Source organism: Sphingobium naphthae (assembly GCF_043589935.1).
Taxonomy (GTDB): Bacteria; Pseudomonadota; Alphaproteobacteria; order Sphingomonadales; family Sphingomonadaceae; genus Sphingobium; species Sphingobium naphthae_A.
In genome coordinates this window covers 592296-607620 of record NZ_CP171454.1, presented here as the reverse complement: position 1 = coordinate 607620, position 15325 = coordinate 592296, and the positions used below count along the sequence as shown (strand labels likewise).

Annotated in this window: 13 protein-coding genes and 1 tRNA gene; 9 read left to right on the top strand and 5 right to left on the bottom strand. The window is 65.5% G+C overall.

Annotation, left to right across the window (positions count from 1 at the left end; genetic code table 11):
- Window positions 1–2: 2 nt before the first annotated feature.
- The 3 genes from ACGGKE_RS03025 to thyA all read right to left on the bottom strand — a co-directional run bounded on the left by ACGGKE_RS03025 (window position 3) and on the right by thyA (window position 3537).
- Window positions 3–1007 (bottom strand): alpha-ketoacid dehydrogenase subunit beta, encoded by a 1005-nt coding sequence (locus tag ACGGKE_RS03025; RefSeq protein WP_394441705.1) that lies wholly within the window; start codon window positions 1005–1007, stop codon window positions 3–5.
- Between the two features lie 165 nt (window positions 1008–1172).
- A complete protein-coding gene (locus ACGGKE_RS03020; protein ID WP_394439904.1) occupies window positions 1173–2468 on the bottom strand; it encodes a 3-methyl-2-oxobutanoate dehydrogenase (2-methylpropanoyl-transferring) subunit alpha in 1296 nt (431 codons plus the stop codon).
- Window positions 2469–2589: 121 nt separating this feature from the next.
- The gene (gene thyA, locus ACGGKE_RS03015) at window positions 2590–3537 is read right to left on the bottom strand and encodes a thymidylate synthase (protein ID WP_394439902.1); all 948 of its coding nucleotides are present in this window, start codon (window positions 3535–3537) and stop codon (window positions 2590–2592) included.
- A gap of 160 nt (window positions 3538–3697) precedes the next feature.
- Here thyA and ACGGKE_RS03010 point away from each other — a divergent pair, with 160 nt between their 5' ends.
- Both ACGGKE_RS03010 and ACGGKE_RS03005 read left to right on the top strand, forming a co-directional pair.
- Complete coding sequence (locus ACGGKE_RS03010) at window positions 3698–3997, top strand: JAB domain-containing protein (protein ID WP_394439900.1); 300 nt, start codon at window positions 3698–3700, stop codon at window positions 3995–3997.
- Window positions 3998–4103: 106 nt separating this feature from the next.
- Window positions 4104–4180: transfer RNA gene (locus ACGGKE_RS03005), tRNA-Pro, on the top strand.
- Between the two features lie 488 nt (window positions 4181–4668).
- Here the strand turns inward: ACGGKE_RS03005 and ACGGKE_RS03000 are convergent.
- A complete protein-coding gene (locus ACGGKE_RS03000; RefSeq protein ID WP_228166791.1) occupies window positions 4669–5127 on the bottom strand; it encodes a hypothetical protein in 459 nt (152 codons plus the stop codon).
- Between the two features lie 168 nt (window positions 5128–5295).
- On the opposite strand from ACGGKE_RS03000, the gene ACGGKE_RS02995 reads away from it, so the two are divergent.
- On the top strand, window positions 5296–5967 hold the full coding sequence (locus tag ACGGKE_RS02995) for a spermidine synthase (RefSeq protein ID WP_394439898.1): 672 nt from the start codon (window positions 5296–5298) through the stop codon (window positions 5965–5967).
- A gap of 72 nt (window positions 5968–6039) precedes the next feature.
- The gene (locus ACGGKE_RS02990; RefSeq protein ID WP_394439896.1) at window positions 6040–7668 is read left to right on the top strand and encodes an alpha-D-glucose phosphate-specific phosphoglucomutase; all 1629 of its coding nucleotides are present in this window, start codon (window positions 6040–6042) and stop codon (window positions 7666–7668) included.
- A 10-nt stretch (window positions 7669–7678) separates the two neighbouring features.
- Here ACGGKE_RS02990 and mutL read toward each other — a convergent pair whose 3' ends face one another.
- Entirely contained in the window at window positions 7679–9481 is a 1803-nt protein-coding gene (mutL, locus tag ACGGKE_RS02985; protein WP_394439894.1) for a DNA mismatch repair endonuclease MutL, read from the bottom strand.
- Window positions 9482–9638: 157 nt separating this feature from the next.
- On the opposite strand from mutL, the gene ACGGKE_RS02980 reads away from it, so the two are divergent.
- Genes ACGGKE_RS02980 through rodA form a run of 5 tightly spaced genes read left to right on the top strand, consistent with a single transcriptional unit; the run spans window position 9639 to window position 15285 of the window.
- Window positions 9639–10685, top strand: coding sequence for a rod shape-determining protein (locus tag ACGGKE_RS02980; protein ID WP_009821586.1), 1047 nt, complete (start codon window positions 9639–9641; stop codon window positions 10683–10685).
- Between the two features lie 16 nt (window positions 10686–10701).
- On the top strand, window positions 10702–11613 hold the full coding sequence (gene mreC / locus ACGGKE_RS02975) for a rod shape-determining protein MreC (protein WP_394439892.1): 912 nt from the start codon (window positions 10702–10704) through the stop codon (window positions 11611–11613).
- Window positions 11610–12137, top strand: a complete 528-nt coding sequence (gene mreD / locus ACGGKE_RS02970) for a rod shape-determining protein MreD (protein ID WP_394439890.1) — start codon at window positions 11610–11612, stop codon at window positions 12135–12137. The genes mreC and mreD overlap by 4 nt, the downstream gene beginning before the upstream one ends.
- Window positions 12134–14176, top strand: coding sequence for a penicillin-binding protein 2 (gene mrdA, locus ACGGKE_RS02965; RefSeq protein WP_394439888.1), 2043 nt, complete (start codon window positions 12134–12136; stop codon window positions 14174–14176). Before mreD ends, mrdA begins: the two co-directional genes overlap by 4 nt.
- On the top strand, window positions 14173–15285 hold the full coding sequence (gene rodA / locus ACGGKE_RS02960; protein WP_394439886.1) for a rod shape-determining protein RodA: 1113 nt from the start codon (window positions 14173–14175) through the stop codon (window positions 15283–15285). Before mrdA ends, rodA begins: the two co-directional genes overlap by 4 nt.
- Window positions 15286–15325: the final 40 nt, after the last annotated feature.

Sequence of the window (15325 nt, the reverse complement as noted above, 5' to 3'; positions counted from 1 at the left end):
GCTCAATCCTTCATGATCTTGGAAATGGCTTCGCCAATCCGCACCGGCCCCGGGAAATAGGCCCATTCAAGGCTGTGCGGATAAGGCGTGTCGAAACCGGTGACGCGCTCGATCGGCGCTTCCAGGTGGTAGAAGCAGCGTTCCTGCACCTGCGCGAGCAACTCCGCGCCAAAGCCGCTGGTCCGCGTCGCTTCATGCACGATCAGGCAGCGGCCGGTCTTCCTGACCGACGCCTCGATCGCCGCGATGTCGAGCGGCACCAGCGTGCGCAGGTCGACAATCTCGGCATCAATGCCCATCGTGGCGACCGTATTTTCCACCACATGCACCATCGTGCCATAGCAAAGGATGGTGAGCGCCTCGCCCGCCCGCGCGATCCGCGCCTTGCCCAGCGGAATGCGATAATGACCGGTCGGCACCTGCGCCTGGACATGGCCCGCCCAGCTTTTCGCCGGGCTGTCATAATGGCCGTCGAAGGGCCCGTTATAGATGCGCTTGGGCTCGAAGAAGATGACCGGGTCATTATCCTCGATGGCCGCGATCAGCAGCCCCTTGGCGTCATAAGGAGTGGACGGGATCACCGTCTTGACGCCGGACACATGAGTGAAGATGCCCTCCGGGCTCTGGCTGTGCGTCTGCCCGCCGAAGATGCCGCCGCCAAAGGGGGAACGGACCGTCATCGGCGATATGAACTCGCCCGCCGACCGATAGCGCAACCGCGCCGCCTCGCTCACCAGCTGGTCGAGCGCGGGATAGATATAGTCGGCAAACTGGATTTCGGGGACGGGCCTGAGGCCATAGGCGCCCATGCCCACCGCTACGCCGATGATCCCGCATTCGGTGATCGGCGTGTCGAACACGCGGTTCTTGCCATATTTCTGCTGCAGGCCCGCGGTGGCTCGGAACACGCCGCCGAAATAGCCAACATCCTCGCCCATCACGACCACGTCGGGATCGCGATCCATCATCACGTCCAGCGCGCTGTTGATCGCCTGGATCATGTTCATCTGCTGCGTGTCGGCCGCAGCCTCCATCACATCATCTGCCATGATGCGAATCCTCTCCATGCGTCATGCCACCGCAGGCTGGCATCCTTGTCTTGTTGGCCCTCTTCAAAAGAAGAGGGATCCCAGCCTTCGCTGGGATGACGGCGTTGGTACGCACCGCCCCCCTCACAGCCCGGCCGCCTTCCATTCGTCCAGCATCTGCTGCTGCTGTTCCTTCAGATGCCAGGGCATCTCCTCGAACACATCCTCGAACATCGATTCCATCGGATGATGGAGGCCATGGCCCAATATGCCGTTCTTCTCCGCCTCACGCGCCGCGTCGCGGACCATTTCGGCCAATTCCTTGTCCATCGCCGCGTGCCGCTCCTCGTCCCAGATGCCGATGGCGATGCAATGCTGCTTCAGCCGCGCGATGGGATCACCCAGCGGCCATTGGCTGCTTTCCTCGGCGGACCGGTAGGCGCTCGGGTCGTCCGACGTGCTGTGCCCTTCCACGCGATAGGTGAAATGCTCGATCAGCGTCGGCCCGGCATTGGCCCGCGCCCGGTCGGCCGCCCAGCGTGTGGCGGCATAGACCGCCAGCACGTCATTGCCGTCGACCCGCAAGCCGGCGATGCCATAGCCGACCGCACGCGCGGCGAATGTCGTCGCCTCGGCTCCCGCGAAACCTGAAAAGCTGCTGATAGCCCACTGATTGTTCACGACGTTCATGATCACCGGTGCGCGGTAGACGCTCGCGAAGGTGCAGGCCGAATGGAAATCGCCCTCCGCCGTCGATCCTTCGCCGCACCAGGTCGCCGCGATCCGCGTGTCGCCCTTGGCCGCGCTCGCCATCGCCCAGCCGACCGCCTGGGGATATTGCGTCGTCAGATTGCCGGAAATGGAGAAGAAGCCGGCCTCCCGCGCGGAATACATGATCGGCAACTGGCGACCCTTCATCCGGTCGCCCTTGTTGGAATAGATCTGGTTCATCATGTCGACGATGGACCAGTCGCGCGCGATCAGTATGCCCTGCTGGCGATAGCTGGGGAAACACATGTCGTCACGCGACAGGGCCAGCGCCGCGCCGATCGACACTGCTTCCTCGCCGGTCGACTTCATGTAGAAACTGGTCTTGCCCTGGCGTTGCGCGCGGAACATGCGCGCGTCGAACGCCCGCGTCAGCGCCATGTAGCGCAGCATCCTCAACAGCGTTTCGGCCGGCAGCCGCGGGTCCCAGGGACCGACCGCCCGCCCCTCCTCGTCCAGCACGCGCACCAGGCCATAGGCCATGTCGCGCATGTCGCCCGGCTGCGCCGCTTCGTCCGGGCGCGGCTGCGCGCCGGCTGCTGGAATGTCGAAATGGGTGAAATCCGCCGCTTCGCCGGGCCGCGCGGGCGGCTCGGGCACATGCAGGCGCAGCGGCGGGAGATTGCGTCCCGCCTGCCCTTCGCCGCCCGCTGATCCGGTGGGATCGCTCATCCTGCCTCCTATGGTGCATTGCAATAATATTGCTTACCGCAGATATTATATTTCAACGCGCCGGAAGGCAAGCCTTGCTGACCCAATTTACCCCTCTATCTGTCGCTTTCGCCGTCGGTCTTCATACAGCGACCGGCGCTGCGATATGGGCCTGCGGCGCGTAATCGAGCACCTCGAAATCCTCGATCCTGTAGTCGAAAATCGATGAAGGGCGCCGATTGATCCGCAGCTTCGGCGCGCCTGCCGGCGTCCGGCGCAACTGCTCCTCCACCAGCTCGGCATGGTTGAGATACAGATGCACATCGCCGCCCTGCCAGACGACTTCCCCCGGCTCCAGATCGCATTGCTGCGCCAGCATCCGCGTGATCATCGACAGGCCGAAGATGTTGAAGGCAAAGCCCAGCCCCAGGTCGCAGCTGCGCTGAAACAGCAGCCCGTTGAGCTTCCCGTTCGAGACCTGGAACTGATAGGTCATATGACAGGGCGGCAGCGCCATGCGCGGCACGTCCGCGACGTTCCAACCGGTGAAGAGCAGCCGGCGCGACCCCGGCGACGTGCGGATCGCTTCGACCAGTTCGGCAATCTGGTTCCGGCCCTTCTCCGCCTTGCGGTAGAGACCATCCCCCACGGCTTCATAGACCGGCCAGTTCACCCACTGCGCGCCATAGACGGGGCCTAGGTCGCCCCAGCGCTCGGCAAAGTCCGCGTCGGCAATGATCCGCCCTTCGAAGGCATCCCGGCCGATCGCCTCGCCCGTTGCCCGGCGATAGGCGTCGAGCGGCCAGTCGGTCCAGATATGCACGCCCTGCCGCACCAGCTCGCGGATATTGGTGTCGCCGGTCAGGAACCACAGCATCTCGCGCGCCGCCACCTTCCAATAGACGCGCTTGGTCGTCAGCAACGGCACGGCATCGTCCGCCAGCGAGAATCGCATCGTCGCGCCCAGGATCGATCGCGTGCCGACGCCGGTGCGGTCGATCCGCTCGTCGCCATCCCGCCAGATCCGCCGCATCAGGTCCAGATATTGCTGCTCATAATGCGGCGCGGGCGAGGCGGCTGTGTCGGTCAAGGCGATGTCCTGCAGATGTGAGTCCGGTCGCCCCGGCTCTAGCCCAGCCGGTGCGGCGCGCCAATCTTCCCGTCGAAACGGAGCCTTCTCCCGCTCGATCCCGCCGTTTCGGACCCGCTTCCCCTGGCATTGCGGCGCGCCGCGTTCGCACATTCGCCCCATGTCGGGACCCGCCGCCCTTGCCGTAACGATCCTGGACGATAGGTGGCGGCCGCGCCGCCTGCTACCGGTGCGCGAATCCTGGAGCGCAGTGCTGCCCGATCTGCTGATGCACGAAGGCCGCTGGATCGCGCTCATGCAGCGCCGCCCTTCGGACTCGTTCGCCGCGCCCCGGCCCGCCGACATCGCCCTCACCCGCGCCATCATCCGCAGCCTCAGGCCCTTGGACCTGCGCCTTGCCGACCACCTGATCGAGGCGCGCGACCAGCGCTTCAGCTTCCGCGACGCCGGCCTTCTGTAGGACGTGCAAAAAAAGCGTCATTGCCCGCTTGCCAGTGCGGAAAGCCCTCTCTATAGGCGCACTCCTGCCTTACGGGGCCGCTTTCGACGGCGGTTTCGGCATCGGTCGGGGAATAGCTCAGCCTGGTAGAGCACTGTCTTCGGGAGGCAGGGGCCGGAGGTTCGAATCCTCTTTCCCCGACCATTTTTGCTCACGGTTTTCCGTCATTTTTACCACCCCTATAGACAGGGGCTAAGCCTTCATTCTGAACCTGGATTTGCTTCCTTCGATCCCGTTCACGACGTTGCGAAGGTGCTCAGGACTGAATCGGGCATAGTGTTTCTGAGTCGTGCGATCATCGTCATAGCCCATCTTCTGGGCGAGTTCAGCCATCCAGACGCCGCCTTCTGCTGCCCGAACCGCAGCGGTGTGACCGACTTCACCGGCCTGCCGCCTGGCTCGATCGCATCTGCTGTCTGGCACGTCTGGCTGCGGTCAATCGGGTGCGACGTCCATCGTTCATAGTGACGACTCGCCGCGCTCGTCAGTCCGGCGGGCGAGGGCGATCACACCTCATTCAAAGTAGATTCGATCTCACGTCCGACGCCCGGTCCCGCCTGGCCCTTTGCGCTTGCCTGGCTCATCGCCAGCGCGTTGCTCTGGTGGTTCGAACGCAGCCGCTTGGGCCGCGATCAACCGACCCGGTCAACCATGTAGAAATCGCGCAGCGCACGCGCGTCGTGCAGCGCATTATGAGGCACCCTGCTGTTGGCCGCCGCGCTGAAGCCCGCCGCGTTGATCAATTCCAGCTTCAGCCCGAAATCGATTCCCGCCATGCGTCCCGGCCCGGTCACCAGCAAGGCGCAGAAATGCGCCAGATCCTCCGGCCAATCCGCAATGATGACCGGATCGGGATCGCCCGCCAGATAGGCCGCCACCAGATCGGCGGCTTCCGCCCGGTCCAGTTCATGGTCGATCCCGGGCGGCACATGGCGCAGATAGGGGATGACATGCCCCGCCACCCACGGTTCGATCACCTCCGGCAGCGGCAGCGAGACATAGCATTCCTGGTCGCCATGCTCAGGCACCAGGGCCACGCTGATCAGCGTGCCGCCAAAGCCGTTGAATTCGGTGTCGAGGAAATAGCGCATGAAGAAAGAGGCTGCCTGTGGAGAGTCGCAAGGAAGTGGCGGGCCGATAGCATCCGCCGCACGGGTCGGCCAATCGGCGGCCGCCCCACGCGACCGCCTGTAGCATTTGCGCGACGGAAGCCAAGCTGCCATGCGCTCTGGCTGATCAGACGATGCTAGGGAATGAACATGACGCCGCGTGAATATCTTGGCTCCGCCGCCGTGCCGGGCGGGCAGGAGTTGAAGCTCTACCGCCGCGGCGGCGATTACATGATCGTGCTTGATCGCAACGAGTTGATGAGCAGCCGCATGAGCGGCTCGGAAAAGCAGCTGGCGCTGATGACGATCGATCGGCTGCGCGGACGCAAGGCGCCGCATCTGCTGATCGGTGGCTACGGCATGGGCTTCACGCTGCGCGCCGCCCTGGGCGCGCTCGCGCACGACGCCACCGTCACGGTGGCCGAGCTGGTGCCCGAAATCATCGCCTGGGCGCGCGGGCCGATGGCGGATCTGGCGGCAGGATGCCTGGACGATCCCCGCGTGCGGCTGGTCATCGACGATGTTGTCGATGTCATCGCCGCGGGCCGCGGCAGTTACGACGCGATCCTGCTCGACGTCGACAATGGTCCTGACGGCCTTACCGCCGCGGCCAATGACCGGCTCTACGATCGCAAGGGGCTCGACGCCGCCCGCGCGGCGCTCAAGCCCGGCGGCATCCTCGCTGTCTGGTCCGCCGGGTCCGACGACGCCTTCACGCGCCGCCTGCGCAGCGCCGGCTCCTCGGTCGAGGAGGTCGCCGTGCGCGCCCGCGACAACGGCAAGGGGCCCCGCCACGTCATCTGGTTTGCACAAAAAGGCTGAACATGCTGCATTGCAGGATGCGCCCAGCCGCGCGAGAAAGACCAACTTCATGACCATGCAAGGGATGCCGGCGTGATCCAGACCGTTTCCACTACCCCCTTCACCGACCAGAAGCCCGGCACGTCCGGCCTGCGCAAGAAGGTGCGCGTCTTCGCCCAGCCCCATTATGCGGAAAATTTCATCCAGTCGGTGTTCGACAGCCTGGACGGCTTTGCAGGCCAGACGCTGGTCGTCGGCGGCGACGGCCGCTACCTCAACCGCGACGTCATCCAGACCGTGCTCAAGATGGCGGCGGCCAATGGCTTCGGCCGCGTGCTGGTCGGCCAGGGCGGCATCCTGTCCACGCCCGCCGCTTCGCACCTCATCCGCGCGTCGGGGGCCTTTGGCGGCCTGGTTCTTTCGGCCAGCCATAATCCGGGCGGACCGGACGAGGATTTCGGCATCAAATATAATATCGGCAATGGCGGCCCCGCGCCTGAAAAAGTGACTGACGCCATCGCCGCTCGCTCGCTCATCATCGACCGCTACAGGATCGCGGAGGCCGCCGATGTCGACATCGACAGCCTCGGCACACGCCAGATCGGCGACATGGTCGTCGATATCGTGGATCCCGTCGCCGGCTATGCCGACCTGATGGCCAGCCTGTTCGACTTCGACGCGATCCGCGCGATGATCGCGGGCGGCTTCACCCTCGCCTTCGATTCGATGAGCGCCGTCACCGGCCCCTATGCGAAGGAGATTTTCGAGCGTCGCCTCGGTGCGCCCGCAGGCACGGTGATGAACGGGACGCCGCTTCCCGACTTCGGCCATCATCATCCCGATCCCAACCTCGTCCATGCCAAGGCCCTTTACGAGCGGATGATGGCGCCAGATGCGCCCGATTTCGGCGCAGCATCGGATGGCGATGGCGATCGCAACCTCATCATCGGGCGCCATTGCTATGTGACGCCCTCCGATTCGCTGGCCGTGCTCGCCGCCAATGCCCATCTTGCGCCCGGTTATGCGCAGGGGCTGAAGGGCATCGCCCGCTCCATGCCGACCAGCGGCGCAGCGGATCGCGTCGCTGAAAAGCTCGGCATTCCGCTCTACGAAACGCCCACGGGCTGGAAATTCTTCGGCAATCTGCTCGACGCAGGCATGGCGACGATCTGCGGCGAGGAAAGCGCCGGCACCGGCTCGGACCATGTCCGCGAAAAGGACGGCATCTGGGCGGTGCTGCTCTGGCTCAACATCCTCGCCGCGCGCAAGCAGAGCGTGGCGGACATCATGACGGAGCATTGGGCGACCTATGGCCGCAACTATTATGCCCGCCACGACTATGAAGCGATCGCCAAGGACAAGGCGGACGCCTTGATGGCCGCGCTGCGCGAACGGCTCGACAGCCTGCCGGGCACGTCGAACAGCGGCGGCGCGATCCAGAGCGCCGACGATTTCGCTTATACCGATCCCACCGACCAGTCCGTCAGCCGCAACCAGGGCGTGCGCATCCTGTTTGCGGACGGATCGCGCGTCGTGTTCCGCCTGTCGGGCACCGGCACCGAAGGCGCGACTCTGCGCGTCTATATCGAACGCTATGTCGGTCCGGACGGCGACCTGCGCATGGAGACGGCCGAAGCGCTCGCGCCGCTGATCGCCGCCGCGCAGGAACTGGCCGACGTTCGCGGCTTCACCGGCATGGATCGACCCAGCGTCATCACCTGATCTGGCCGGCTCATTTCCGTCCGAAGAGCTTCTCTATGTCCCCATGGCCCAGCTTCACCCAAGTGGGCCGGCCATGGTTGCATTGGCCCGACCGCGGCGTTACTTCCATTTCGCGCAGCAGCGCGTTCATTTCCGCGACGCTCAGCACCCGGCCCGCGCGGACCGATCCGTGACAGGCCATGGTGGCGGCAACCAGGTCGATCTTCTCCTTCAGGGACAAGGCGCTGTCATAGGCGGCAAGGTCATCGGCCAGATCGATGACCAGGCCCTGTACGTCCGACTGGCCCAGCATCGCCGGCACCGCGCGCACCAGCATGGCGGAGGGGCCGAAGCGTTCGAGTTCCAGGCCGAAATCCCGCAGCTCTCCGGCCCGCGCCTCCAGCCGATCGCAGGCGGGTTCATCCAGTTCGATCACTTCGGGCAGCAGCAGCGCCTGGCTGGCGACCCCCTGACCGGCCATCGCCCGGCGCATCCGCTCCAGCGTCAGCCGTTCATGCGCGGCATGCTGGTCGACGATCACCAGCCCGTCCTCCGCTTCCGCGACGATATAGGTGCGCGCCACCTGTCCGCGCGCCACGCCGAGCGGGAAGCTTGTTCCCTCGGGCGCCGGGGCGGCGGCGGGTTCGGCGCGCGCCTGGGGCGGCGGCGCGTGGAAGGTGGGACGACGATCCGCCAGCGACGATGGCGCGGACTGGCTATAGCTCGCGCTCGCGGCGCTCCCCAGCCCATTCGCCGCCTCGAAGATCGGCATCGCGCTGATCGGGGTCGGCGACACCGGCTCGGGCCGCCACGCGGCAAGGCCCGCCGGATCGGCATGCTGCACCGCCCGAAACCCTTCCGCGTCCAGTGCGCGCCGCAGGCCGGACACGATCATCCCGCGAATGAGCGCCGGATCGCGGAAGCGCACTTCCGTCTTGGCGGGATGGACGTTCACGTCCACTTCCTGCGCCGGCACGTCCAGGAACAGCGCCACCACCGGGTGCCGGTCGCGCGCCAGCATGTCGGCATAGGCGCCGCGCAACGCGCCGATCAGCAGCCGATCCTTCACCGGACGGCCATTGACGAACAGATATTGATGATCGCCCACACCGCGATTGTAGGTCGGCAGCGACGCCACGCCCGACAGCCGCACCCCTTCCCGCTCCAGGCTGACGATCACATGATTGTCGGCCAGTTGCCGGTCGGTGAGCGCCGCCACTCGCTCCTCGCGCGCATCGCCGGCCTGCACGCCCAGCACACGGCGGCCGTCATGCTCGACCGAAAAGGCGACGGCGGGATGCGCCATGGCAAGGCGGCGGATGCAATCGAGGCAGGCGGCATATTCCGCCTTGGGCGACCGCAGGAACTTGCGCCGCGCCGGCACCTTGGCGAACAGCTGCTCCACTATGATGCGGGTGCCCGGCGGCAGCGCGGCAGGGCCTTCGGCGACCAGTTGGCCATTGTCGACCGTCCGGTTCCACCCGTCCGCGCCCCGCGGCCGGCTGTCGATGGACAAACGCGCGACGCTGGCGATCGACGGCAGCGCCTCACCGCGAAAGCCCAGCGTCGCCACATTCTCGATCGCGTCGTCGGGCAGCTTGGATGTCGCGTGCCGCTCCAGCGCCAGCGCCATCTCGCCCGAATCCATGCCGCAGCCATCGTCGCTCACTTCGATGCGATCGAGCCCCCCGTTGGACAGCCGAACCGCGACGCGGGTTGCCCCTGCATCCAACGCATTTTCGACGATTTCCTTGAGCGCGCTGGCGGGTCTTTCGACCACTTCACCGGCAGCGATACGATTGACCAGATGTTCGGGCAGACGGCGTATTGACATTGATTAGTGACTAGCCCAAGCGAGCGCTCTCCGCGAGCCGCGAACCGCAACTTTTTTGCACCGCAAGGTGCAATGGCGACAGGTAGGCGCTCAAGCGAACCGTAATCCGACCGGCCCCTTTCGCGTCGCGGGGACGGCGGGCGAAACAGGATAAGGCATGTCGATCTTCTCGCGTCTCTTGAAATTCTCCTCTCAGGATATGGCTATCGACCTCGGCACCGCCAACACGGTTGTCTATGTGCGCGGCCGCGGCATCGTGCTCAATGAACCCTCGGTGGTGGCGGTCGAGACGCTGAACGGCGTCAAGCGCGTCAAGGCCGTGGGCGAGGACGCCAAGCTGATGATGGGCAAGACCCCGGATTCGATCGAAGCCATCCGCCCGCTGCGCGACGGCGTCATCGCCGACATCGATGTCGCCGAACAGATGATCAAGCATTTCATCACCAAGGTGCATGGCGGCAAGCACAGCCCCTGGCGTGCGCCCGAAATCGTGATCTGCGTGCCGTCGGGCTCCACCAGCGTCGAACGCCGCGCCATCCGCGACGCCGCCAGCAATGCCGGCGCCAGCCAGGTCTTCCTGATCGAGGAGCCGATGGCCGCCGCGATCGGCGCCGACATGCCCGTCACGGAACCGATCGGGTCGATGGTCGTCGACATTGGCGGCGGCACCACCGAAGTCGCCGTGCTGTCGCTGCGCGGCCTCGCCTACACCACTTCGGTGCGCGTGGGCGGCGACAAGATGGACGAAGCGATCGTATCCTTCGTGCGCCGCCACCATAATTTGCTGATAGGCGAAGCCACGGCCGAGCGGATCAAGAAGCAGTTCGGCGTTGCCCAGCCGCCCGAGGATGGCGTGGGCGAAACCATCCACATCAAGGGCCGCGACCTTGTGAACGGCGTGCCCAAGGAAATCTCGATCAACCAGGGACAGATCGCCGACGCGCTGGCCGAACCGATCAGCACCATCGTCGAGGGCGTCCGCATCGCGCTGGAAAACACCGCGCCCGAACTGGCGGCCGACATTGTCGACCAGGGCATCGTCCTCACCGGCGGCGGCGCGTTGCTCAAGGGGCTGGACGACGAACTGCGCGACGAAACCGGCCTGCCCGTCACCATCGCCGAAGATCCGCTGACCTGCGTTGCGATCGGCACCGGCCGCGCGATGGAGGATCCGATCTTCCGGGGCGTGCTCCAGACCGCCTGATCGAAGGGGACCGCACATGGCGCGGCCACCCAGCCGACGCCCCGGCATCAACCGGAAGGCGCAATATAGCCTGTTTGCAAGCTATGTCGTGGCGGTCGCCGGCGCGGTAGCCGGGCTGCTGCTGGTCGTCATCGCGATCTTCGATCCGACCGGGTTCGCCGGGCTGCGCACCGTGACCGCGGAAGCGACGCGGCCGGTATCCGTCGGGCTCAAGAATATGGTCAGCGGCATCAGTTCTGTGGACGAAGTGCTGGCCGCCTATTGGCGCGCCGGCTCGCAGAATGTCTCGCTGCGCCGCCAGGTGGAGACCAATCGCAACCGCATCATCGAAGCGCGCGCGATCGCCCAGGAAAATGCCCGGTTGAAGCGCCTGCTCAAGCTGGTGGACGAGGATCAGAGCGATCTGTTGACCGCGCGGCTGATCAGCTCGACCTCGGGCAGCACGCGGCGCTTCGCCCGTCTCAATGCCGGTCGCTGGCAGGGTGTGCGGCCCGGCATGCCCGTGCGCGCCGCCGAAGGATTGATAGGCCGCGTTGACAGCACCACGCCCAATACCGCCGAAGTGCTGCTGCTCACCGACACTGGCAACATCGTGCCCATCCGCCGCGCCAATGACAGCGTGCCGGCCATCTCGACCGGCGCGGGGGACGGATCGCTGGAAATCCGCCCGCTGTCCGCCGGTCGCAACCCCTTCAAGCCCGGCGACCTGCTAGTGACGTCCGGCATTGGCGGCATTTATCAACCCAACATACCTGTCGCAGTCGTTGTCCGGGTTCAGGGGGAAATCGCCTGGGGCTTCCCGCTCGCCAACCCCTCGCGGATCGACGCGGTGGTGGTGGAGCGCGCCTTCGAGGAAGTGGTGACGCGGCCCGACCCGGCCGGCGCTGCGGCCGAGACCGCCCCCCCCAATGCCATGGCGGCGCCGTGATCGACCCGCATCTCTACCATGTGCCCAGACTCGGGCGACATCCGGGCCGCTTCCGCCTTGCGGGCACGCCGGTCATCATGGTCATGCTGGGCTCTGCGCTGACCGCCTTGCCCTTCGTTGCCCAGTCGCCGGTGATGCCCCCCTTCGGCCTGATGCTGCTGCTCGCCTGGCGCCTTTTGCGCCCGGAATTGTGGCGCGCCTGGATCGGGCTGCCCCTCGGCCTGTTCGACGACATGCTGAGCGGACAGCCCATCGGATCGGCCATGTTCCTGTGGACGGTCACGCTCATCGGCGTCGACGCGTTCGAACATCGGCTGGTCTGGCGCAGCTACCGACAGGACTGGCTAATCGCCTGTCTTGCCATTATCTTCTGCCTCATTGGTGGTTGGTTCTTCGCGCGCATCACGGGCGGAGGCGAAATTAGATTGCTCTTGGTCACGCCGCAGATGCTCTGGTCGATCCTGCTCTTCCCCTTCGTCGTCCGGCAATGCGCGCGGATCGACCGCTGGCGCGTGATGGCATGAAGTTTCCGTCCAAGCGCAAGATCGTCACCGAAGCCACTCAGTCCTTCACTTTCACTCGCCGCGCGATGGTCGTCGGCGGGATTCAGGGCGCGATTGGCGCGCTGCTGGTCGGTCGCATGGCCTGGATCAGCGTCGCCGAGAACGAAAAATATTCCGCGCTGTCGGAAAGCAATCGCGTCAACCTGACGCTCATTCCGCCCCGGCGCGGCTGGATCCTCGATCGCAACGGCAATGCGCTGGCGAACAACCGCACCGATTTCCGGGTCGACCTCATCCCCCAGCGGATGGTCGATGCGGACGGCACGATCCGCCATCTCGCGCAATTGCTCAGCCTGGAGTCGGATCAGGTTGATCGCATCCGCGACGAGCTGGAAAAATCGGCCGGTTTCCGCCCGGTGCAGGTCGCCGACAAGCTGACCTATGACCAGTTCGCCGCCGTCAGCGTCCGCCTGCCTGACCTGCCCGGCGTCGCGCCCAGCCAGGGCTTTTCCCGCTACTATCCCGCCGGCGCGACGGTCGGCCATCTGCTCGGCTATGTCGGCGCCGCCACGGCGGAGGATTATCAGGAGCGCAAGGACCCGCTGCTCATCACCCCGGGGTTCAAGGTCGGCAAGGATGGGCTGGAAAAGGCGTTCGACCGGCATCTGACCGGCAAACCCGGGGCGAAACGGGTCGAGGTGACTGCGCGGGGCAAGATCGTGCGCGAACTGACCACGCGGCCGGACACGCCGGGCCGCTCGATCAAGCTCACCATCGATGCTGGTCTGCAGGAATATGCAGGCCGCCGCCTGGCGACGCAAAGCGGTGCGGTGGTCGTTCTCGACTGCACCAATGGTGATGTGCTGGCCATGGCCTCCATGCCCAGCTTTGATCCCAACAGCTTTTCCGACGGCATCAGCCATCTGGAATGGAACATGCTGTCGCAGGACGATCATGTCCCGCTGCGCAACAAGACGCTGCAGGGCCTCTATCCCCCGGGCTCCACCGTCAAGCCGATGGTGGCGCTGGCGCTGCTCGAAGCGGGCGTGGGGCCGCAGGAGACGATCAGTTGCGGCGGCGCGATCCGCGTCGGCAACACATTGTTCCACTGCCACAAGCGGCGTGGCCACGGACCGCTCAACATGCGCGGCGCGATCGCCCAGAGTTGCGACATTTATTTCTACCAGATGGCGCAGCGCATCGGCATGGAGCGCATCGCCGAAATGGCTCGCCGTGTCGGCATGGGCCAGCGATTCGACCTGCCCTTTCCCAGCCAGAGCTATGGCACCGTCCCCGACCCGACGTGGAAGGAGCGGAAATATGACCAGAAATGGCAAGTCTACGACACGGTGAACGCCACCATCGGACAGGGCTATATGCTGATCAACCCGCTGCAAATGGCGGTGATGGCGGCGCGGCTCGCCACCGGGCGGCAATTGATGCCCAACTTTCTATATGGCGCGCCCCGACCCGATCCGGGACTGGTGGGCGCCAGCGAGGATCATCTGGCGATCATCCGGGACGCGATGAGCGCGGTCGTCAATGGTGGTGGCACGGGCGGTGCGGCGCGCATGAACATTCCCGATGTGTTGATAGCGGGCAAGACCGGGACGGCGCAGGTGCGGCGCATCACCATGGCGGAGCGCGCTGGCGGCGTCCGCGGCAATAGTTCGCTCGCCTTCAAGCTGCGCGACCATGCGCTGTTCCAGGGCTTTGCTCCGTTCGACAAGCCGCGCTATGCGGTGGGCTGCATCATCGAACATGGCGGTCACCTGATCCGCAACGAGGACGCGCCCATGATCGCCAGCGACACCCTCTCCTATCTGTTCGATCCGACGCGGGCGATGGAGAAGCTGGTGACGCTGGAAAAAGGCTGGGGCGGCACGCCGGGCGAACGGCAGGCGCGGCAGATGGCGGCCTTTCGCATGGCCGATGCGATCCGCAAGGGCGAAGTCCCGCCGCCACCGGCCGCCAGCGGGTCCAACGCTGCGGATGCCGCCGAAGGCAACGCCGCTTCCCCCGCGCCCGACAATGGCAGCGACGCGGCCGACGCGCCATGAGCATCATTCCCCAGCCCCTCACCCAATTTCCCTGGCGCGTGCTGGCGCTCCTGCTGGCGATCGCGGGCTTCGGCACGCTGGTGCTCTACAGCTCGGCGGGCGGAAGCATCTTTCCCTGGGCCTTCAATCAGGCGGTTCGTTTCTGCATTTTCACGGTGATGGCGCTGGCGCTCAGCCGAATCCCTGTCGAAGTCTTCGCCCGCTACACCTTTCCTGCTTATGGCGCGGTGCTCGTAGCGCTGGTGCTGGTGGAATTGATCGGCGGTGTCAGGGGTGGCAGCCAGCGGTGGATCAACCTGGGCTTCATGCAACTCCAGCCCTCCGAATTCATGAAGCCGATCATCGTGCTGACGGTCGCGCGATTCTATTCCTTGCTGCCGGTGGGCGAAATCCGCCGCTGGAACGCCATCTGGCCCGCCCTGGTGCTGATCGGCCTGCCCTGGGCGCTGGTGCTGGTTCAGCCCGACCTTGGCACTGCGACGATGATCGCGGCGGGCGGCGTGACGGTCATGTTTCTGGCCGGTCTGCCGCTTCGGCTGTTCATCGGCTCGGGGCTAACCATCGCCGCCGCCATCCCGATCGCCTTCAGCTTCCTGCACGACTATCAGCAGAAACGCGTCCTCATCTTTCTCGACCCCGAAAGCGATCCGCTGGGCGCTGGCTATCATATCACCCAGTCGAAGATCGCGATCGGTTCGGGCGGCATCTGGGGCAAGGGCTTCCTGCAGGGTACGCAAAGCCATCTCGACTATCTGCCCGAAGGCCACACCGACTTCGTCTTCGCCACCATGGCGGAGGAATGGGGGTTGGTCGGCGGCGTGCTGATGATCGGGGCGTTCATGCTGCTTTTCCGCTGGGGACTGCGCGTCGCCATGCGGACGCAGGACAAGTTCGCCCGCATGGCCGCTGCCGGTCTCATCACTACGGTCTTCTTCTATGTGGCAATCAACCTCATGATGGTCATGGGCCTGGCCCCCGTCGTGGGTATTCCCCTCCCCTTCATGTCCTATGGCGGGTCGTCGATGCTGACGGTCATGCTGTGCATCGGCATCATCATGGCGATCGACCGGTCGGGCCGGCGCAAGCGGCGCCCGGGCAACTGGGCCTGACGTCGGGCCCGGGGCAAAAAAATGGCCGCGCCTCGATTTT